Source organism: Microcoleus sp. F4-D5 (genome assembly GCF_036704885.1).
Lineage (GTDB): Bacteria > Cyanobacteriota > Cyanobacteriia > Cyanobacteriales > Microcoleaceae > Microcoleus.
This window is the reverse complement of the sequence record NZ_JAUBSX010000011.1, coordinates 124,692-131,711: the sequence shown is the minus strand read 5'-3', so window position 1 is coordinate 131,711 and position 7,020 is coordinate 124,692. Positions and strand designations below refer to the sequence as shown.

Genomic DNA, 7,020 nt, shown 5'->3' with positions numbered 1-7,020 from the left:
CCGCCGTTGTACAGCCACTCATCGAGGGAAGCTGCTTCCCAGATCGGGTAGAAGTGCAAGCCGATGGCGTTGGATGAGGGGACAACTGCACCTGTGATGATGTTGTTGCCGTACATTAAGGAACCTGCTACTGGTTCGCGGATGCCGTCGATGTCCACTGGTGGGGCTGCGATGAAGGCGATGACGTAGCAGATGGTGGCACTTAACAGGGTGGGAATCATCAAGACTCCGAACCAACCTACATAGATGCGGTTGTCGGTGCTGGTGACCCACTCGCAGAAGCGTTCCCAGACGTTGGCGCTCTCGCGCTGCTGTAAGGCGGTTGTCATGGTTTTATGATTGCGTATGAATTTGTCAATGTTCGGATGATGTTTATATTATTAACTGTGTTGTTAAGGTTTGTAAAGGGGTGTAACGACAGTTAAACTGATGGCTGTGATTAGGAAAGCTGATGACAGGGGAGAGATGGGCGATCGCGGGCGTGAATTGACGGTTTGAAGATGAACTCTGAATATTGCACCCGTCGCAACAGTCTTAATCCGGGCGGGCATCTAACCCGCGCCACAAGAGTTTATTTGTTGTGGAACGGGCACGCGAGGCCGTTGCTGACATTGGTGCAAGATGCGATATTAACGCAGTAACAGAGAATCCCTCGAAGTTGCCGCCATATACTGTTTGGTAGCGGCAATCTTCCCGTGGTAGCCGGATTCTCTGGGGATGTGGCGCAAGTCTGAGCTTTGAGCAATTGCCAAAAGAATATAGATGGGGGGCGGGGAATGCCAGTCTGAAGAGGAGCGATCGCGTTTTAAACAGATTGTTACGCAAGTCATAATATTATAAAAATGCTGTAGTAGTTGGGCGCGTAAGGCCAAAACAATACGGGTGGCATTCGATCGACAATTTAGCTAGCTAGTGCGATCGTAACTCTAGGGCACTCAACTTTAGTTAGTAGTTATCAAACCATCGGAGCAAACCCGGTCTAAATCCTATTAAATAGAGGATTAAATTGATGAGTTAAATAATAATCATCATAATAGACCGCTATAACTACTTAATAAACTCACACAAAATTTGTTTAGTAAGTAGTCTGCCACAAAAATAAATTTATTTTAATGTATGCAAACTTTTATTGACATTACTATTTTTTGAATCTTGTATGAATAATTAATTATTAATCAAAAGTAGATGTAATAAATCGTATATATTTTAAGTTGAGTTAAACAGTCGCTTAGCAATCTATTTTTTCGTTGAATGCCCTAGTAATTCAATAAAATTATAGTCCGAAGCTCTATTTTGCTAGAAATCAGAAATGAAGATCGGGCATTTCTGTTGCAATGTTTGTGAGTTAATCCCACTTTTTGCGTCCAAGACTGTAGTTATTAGTCTGCAGTCAACACTCATTAGTCCTGTGGCAGAAGAAAGAGGGGAAAATATCTAGTTTTGCAGTCTTGCCTGTTTATTTGCTAAGCTAGAGGTTTCGCTCTGTCAATAAACCTTAGATTTATGCACAGGTTATTAACTGGGAAATTGCGGGTAGAGAATTTAACAATACCGATCGCCAATCTTCCAGTAAATCTATCCGATACTAAAATTGTACAGCTTACTGACTTTCACTATGATGGGGTGCGGCTGTCGGAATGGTTGCTAGAAAAGGCGATTGCAGCAGCTAATGAAGCCGAACCAGACCTGATTTTTTTAACGGGTGACTTTATTACCTACGATCCGACACCTATTTACGGCTTAGTGCAGCGATTGAAAAACTTGCAAAGTCGGGTGGGAATTTACGCGGTTTTGGGCAATCACGACCACCACTGGCCGGGGGCAAAAAGAGAGGTTGCTAATGCTTTAAATAGCGTCGGGATTCGGGTTTTGTACAACGAAGCAATCTATCCTTTGGGGTCAGAACTGGCTTTAGTTGGATTGGCAGATTTTTGGTCGGGAGATTTTGCGCCTGAACCTGTAATGGCATCAATAAATTCCGCGATTCCTCGGATTGTATTGTCTCACAATCCTGATACTGCTGAAAAGCTGCAAAATTGGCGGGTTGATTTGCAGTTGTCTGGGCACACTCACGGCGGTCAAATCGTTATTCCCGGTATTGGGCCTTTGTACGCTTGGGTCAGAAAAATTGGCTATTGGATTCCTAAACGAATCCGAAAGTTCATTCCTTTTCTGTCGGCTTGCGATCGAGTATTTACTCACTGGGAATGGGCTAGCGGTTTGCATCAGGTTGGGAGTAATTTGCTGTACGTGAATCGCGGTTTGGGAACTTATTCGCCGGGGAGGCTATTTTGTCCGCCGGAGGTGACAGTAATTACTTTGGTTGGTCAACACCGGCAAGGGCTGGTTTAGGGTGCACACTTTCCCGATCGCAGATAATAATTTAGCAGAAGGAATAAGTAAAAAGGAAAAAGGAATTTTGTACAATTTCTATTATTTTTAATTTGCTTCTCCAAAGCGATAGCCTCTGCCGTAGACTGTGTGAATTAATACAGATTCGCCCGGGGCTTCTATTTTGCGCCGCAGCAAGCGAATTTGAGCTGCTAATACATTGCTGCTGGGTTTTTCTGCTTCACTCCACAAATACTGGTGGATTTGTTCGTGTGTTAGCAATTGACCGGGATGGCGCATTAAGTATTCTAACAACTGACATTCTTTTTCTGATAAATCAATTGTGCGATCGCCCCGATAAGCTAATTGATTGTCGTAGTCTAGTTGTAAATCTGCAACTTGCAGCCGCCCGACAGCAACCTCGGCATCAAAAGTAGGAGGCCGCCGCAGCAATGCGCGGACTCTGGCTAGCAGTTCTCGCAGTTCAAAAGGTTTGACTAAATAGTCGTCTGCACCGGCATCGAGTCCTTGTACGCGATCGTCTACCGTATCTTTGGCGGTGAGAAATAGCACTGGCGTATTCCGTCCTTGCGATCGCAAATTCTGGCAAATTGCCAGTCCAGTTTGTCTCGGTAGCATCCAATCCAAAATTAGCAAATCGTAATTGCCCTGCATTGCTAAATTGCTGCCACTTGCCCCGTCAAATGCCACATCAACTGTATAACCTTCCCGGGTTAAGACTCGACTCAAAGGGTCAGTTAACTCAACTTCATCATCAACTAAAAGAATCCGCATCCTGATTTCAAATTTGAGATTTGAGATTTTAGGTTAAGTAAACTGATTTTTCCTGGATTTTAATGTGTGGAATACTTTCCGTTTCGCTGCAAGCTGCTGCTATCCATTCCTGGATGGCAGGCAAGGCCAAAATCGCATCCGCATAAGCTTTTGTTACTGAATCTAATTTGACTCCGTAGGTGACAAAACGCATGACAACGGGGGCAAACATAGCGTCAACAATTGTGAATTTTCCGAATAGCATATTCCCGCCTGTCCCGAATTTTTGGCGGCATTCGCGGCAAATGGAAAAGATGCGATCGATCTCTGCTTCGACACCGAGAGTCATCCCTTCTCCCGGATAGCGGTTGCGACAGTCCATCGGCATATTTTCGCGCAAATTTTGGAACCCCGCGTGCATTTCGGCGCAGATGGAACGGGCGATCGCCCGTTCCGCTACATCGGACGGCCACAAATCATTCGCAAAGCGATCGGCAACGTATTCGCAAATTGCTAAAGATTCCCACACTTTCAAGTCGCCGTCGATTAAAACTGGCACTTTTCCCGAGGGAGAATAGCGCCGGATTTCCTCATGGGTTGTCGGCCAGTCTAAGGGAATTCTCACCTCAGCAAATTCCAGTCCAGCTTGTTTCATCGCCAGCCAAGCACGCAGCGACCAAGAGGAATAATTTTTATTGCCGATTACCAGAGTCAATTTGGTCATAATGTAGCTGTTAGCTATTTCCTATCGTCCGTGCAATTTTAAGTTTTAGAGTTGAATACACAAAGGCGTGAGACTAAATGACGATCCTCTTCGAGGGCTTTCCTTCAGATCGCTTCGCTAACCCTAACGCACGATCGTCCAGTTCTGTGCACCAGCCTCTGCAAGCATTTTACATTAACAGCCTCCTAGCGTTCCGCGTTTTTCTGCAAACTTCGATCGGGGGGCGTCATCGAACACGCTTGATTTCACATAAGATGAGAAGCCTGCGATCCTGGGGATGCTGGCGTGGTTAGCGGTAGGTACGGCTACTGTATAATCTATTTCCTCGGTCTCTAGACCGCTGCCTGAGAGCATTTCATCTACTTTAATTTTCAGGGAATCGGGGTCTACACTGTGAAATTATCCGTCCAATTCTTGACTGTCAAACTCTCTATCGTTTTCCATACAGATTGGCATTTAAAAAAGTGAGTCTCTAAAAACTTACTAAATATAATATATACCCAAACAAAGGATAGAGCAATACCCTAAATTTATTTTTAGCTGTGAACTGTATGTGTTATTCTGAGTTTGGTAAAAGCTGTTTCTGCTTGTACGGCGATCGCCCCCTTCCCAAATTGAGCAATTTACACTCTAAAAATTGACATGATTACTGTTGCACTTCCCAAAGGCGGACTGTTAGGAGATAGTATTCGGCTGTTTAAATCGGTTGGATTAGACTTCAGCGCTTTTCTCGATTCCTCTAACCGACAACTTCAAATTTATGACCCGACCGGCACTGCAAAAGCTTTGCTAGTAAGGACTCACGACGTGCCGGTTTATGTGGAATACGGTCAAGCCGATTTGGGGATTGCCGGTTATGATGTTTTGCGGGAAAAAAATCCGAAAGTTGCCAATTTAATTGATTTAAAATTTGGCAAATGTCGGCTGTCTGTGGCGGTGAAGGAATCTAGTTCTTACCGGCGAACGGTGGATTTGCCTCCTCACGGTAGAGTTGCTTCTAAGTTCGTACACTGTGCGAGGGAATATTTTCACAATTTGAATTTGCCGGTGGAAATTGTGCCGCTTTACGGTTCTGTGGAGTTAGGGCCGATTACGGGTATGTCGGAGGCAATTGTGGATTTGGTTTCGACTGGCAAAACTTTGCGGGAAAATGGTTTGGTGGAAATTGATGTTTTGTTTGAAAGTTCGGCTTATTTAATCGGTCATCCTTTGAGTTATCGTTTGAATGCAGGGGGGGTTAATGAATTAATCGGGAAGTTGAGAGAGCAAGTTTTGACGGCTGTTTGATGCGAACTCCAATTAGAGTAGACTTATTTCATCAATCTTTCATATTGTTTCCGCATGGACGAGCGACATGATATAGAATACACAGCATTGCCCTTGGACTACCGCGATTAATTGTAGTCCAAGGACACTGCCGTCTCGAAAGCGGTAGTTAATCTTAATTCCGATGCTACCGCATTTGATATCATTGATAGGGAAATCACAGACGCAACGCAGAGGCAAAGCAGGATAATTAGCGACTTTTGCAATATGTCTAAACTATTGTGGGGTGGGCTTCTATGCCGCCCTAAAAGTTAAATCTTTCTGAGCTGCTAGTTGCAGGTACAAAACCTAGTTTTTCTTGGCAGCGATTTATATAAAAACTGACGACTGTATCAGCAGGGTTTTGTTCGATTAGTTGTTGAAAATATCCCAAGGCGGCGGCAAATCTTTCGGATTGCCATCCTTGAATTCCTTTGTCAAATAAAACTTGGGTAAGCCGCTTTGCCTCCGAGTCGGGACTGGATGCGATCCAGATTTCGTAGATTTCAATAGCTTGCTGCTTGCCGCGCGGGGTTACTCGATCGATCCAGCGATAGTAATAATTGTTGCTTGGCAAATCCCTGTCTGTAGCTGTAGCCCCAGAAGTAGAAATAATAGTCTCCTGTGTTTCCACTTCCAAGTCGCACTTTAATAATAAACTTTCTTTTGATTTTGAGTTGGAACTTATGCGATTTAGAAATTCTCTCGCATGAACGATCGCATTTTCGCTAACAATAATTTGGCAGCCGTATATTTTAGTTAAGTTTTCTAACCGAGAAGCTGTATTTACTACATCGCCGATGACTGTAGAGTCCATGCGGCGATCGGAACCCAAAGTGCCGATCATGCCGATACCTGTATGAATTCCGGTACCGATATTGACTGGAGATTCTAAATTGTATTTGTGGCGGTTGGCATTAAATTCCTGCAATCTTTCTTGCATTGCTACTGCAGCTTCGATCGCATCCATAGCGTGAGAGTTCGGCTTGTCAAATACTGCCATGATTGCATCACCTAGGTATTTGTCAATAAACCCGCCGTGGGACGTTATGCAATCGTTCATTTGAGTAAAAAAAGCGTTCAACCATTCAAAAGTCTCGCGAGCTTCTTGAGATTCTGCGATCGCAGTAAACCCGCGAATGTCGCAAAATAAAATAGTCAGTTCTTCTTCTGTGACATTGCCCAACTGAATAGATTCTATTCCTTGCGGCGCAATTCGTCCGAGAAGCTGCTCCGGCACAAATAGCTGAAATTTTTCTGAAAGATATTCGTTTGCCTCCCAAGCTGCGGCGATTTGGCGCTTGCTTTGCTCTTTGACTTGCTGGTTGAATTGGGAAGATACAGCTTGCGATCGCATTTGACTCAACTGCAAAATATTTTCCACTTTTGCCAGCAACAAACGACTGTTAAAAGGCTTTGTCAAATAATCGTCTGCCATCATTTCTAACCCTCGGAGGCGAGAGGTATCGTCATCGAGGGCAGTTAAAAAAATCACCGGTACAGTTTGCAATGCCGTATCCTTCCGCAGGCGATCGCACACATCAAAACCGTCCATCTCCGGCATCATAATATCTAGTAAAATTAAATCGGGTCGAGATGCGCGGGCGAGGGAGAGCGCTTCATCGCCAGATAGTGCTGACACTGTGGCGTATCCTTTCAGGTGCAATAACTCTTCCAGTAAAGTCAGATTAGCTGGCTCGTCATCAACCAACATGATGCAAGGCGACTTGTTTGACATGGAATACATATATTGAATTTAACTCGGGACTTGCGCGTCGAGAAGCTCGAAAACTGGTTAATTGGTATATTTATAGTTACTAAAGTCTATATTTTTCGTAGGAACCGGGTTTTTGAGGCAAGTGTACGCAAGTCCTATAGATATTTAT

6 protein-coding genes and 1 pseudogene are annotated in these 7,020 nt (G+C 44.3%); 2 read left to right on the top strand and 5 right to left on the bottom strand.

Annotated features, from left to right (window positions below):
- A pseudogene (locus tag QUA80_RS08200) lies at positions 1-329 on the bottom strand (photosystem II q(b) protein); the annotation flags it as partial.
- A gap of 300 nt (positions 330-629) precedes the next feature.
- A complete protein-coding gene (locus tag QUA80_RS08195) occupies positions 630-830 on the bottom strand; it encodes a hypothetical protein (protein ID WP_333423084.1) in 201 nt (66 codons plus the stop codon).
- Between the two features lie 673 nt (positions 831-1,503).
- On the opposite strand from QUA80_RS08195, the gene QUA80_RS08190 reads away from it, so the two are divergent.
- Complete coding sequence (locus QUA80_RS08190) at positions 1,504-2,352, top strand: metallophosphoesterase (RefSeq protein ID WP_333423082.1); 849 nt, start codon at positions 1,504-1,506, stop codon at positions 2,350-2,352.
- Positions 2,353-2,439: 87 nt separating this feature from the next.
- On the opposite strand, the gene rppA is transcribed toward QUA80_RS08190, so the two are convergent.
- Together rppA and QUA80_RS08180 are read right to left on the bottom strand one after the other, a co-directional pair.
- Positions 2,440-3,126, bottom strand: a complete 687-nt coding sequence (gene rppA / locus QUA80_RS08185; protein WP_333423080.1) for a two-component system response regulator RppA — start codon at positions 3,124-3,126, stop codon at positions 2,440-2,442.
- A 28-nt stretch (positions 3,127-3,154) separates the two neighbouring features.
- Positions 3,155-3,829, bottom strand: a complete 675-nt coding sequence (locus QUA80_RS08180; protein WP_333423078.1) for a glutathione S-transferase family protein — start codon at positions 3,827-3,829, stop codon at positions 3,155-3,157.
- 642 nt (positions 3,830-4,471) lie between these two features.
- On the opposite strand from QUA80_RS08180, the gene hisG reads away from it, so the two are divergent.
- On the top strand, positions 4,472-5,116 hold the full coding sequence (hisG, locus tag QUA80_RS08175; RefSeq protein WP_332982837.1) for an ATP phosphoribosyltransferase: 645 nt from the start codon (positions 4,472-4,474) through the stop codon (positions 5,114-5,116).
- A 283-nt stretch (positions 5,117-5,399) separates the two neighbouring features.
- Here hisG and QUA80_RS08170 read toward each other — a convergent pair whose 3' ends face one another.
- A complete protein-coding gene (locus QUA80_RS08170) occupies positions 5,400-6,872 on the bottom strand; it encodes a response regulator (RefSeq protein ID WP_333423076.1) in 1,473 nt (490 codons plus the stop codon).
- Positions 6,873-7,020: the final 148 nt, after the last annotated feature.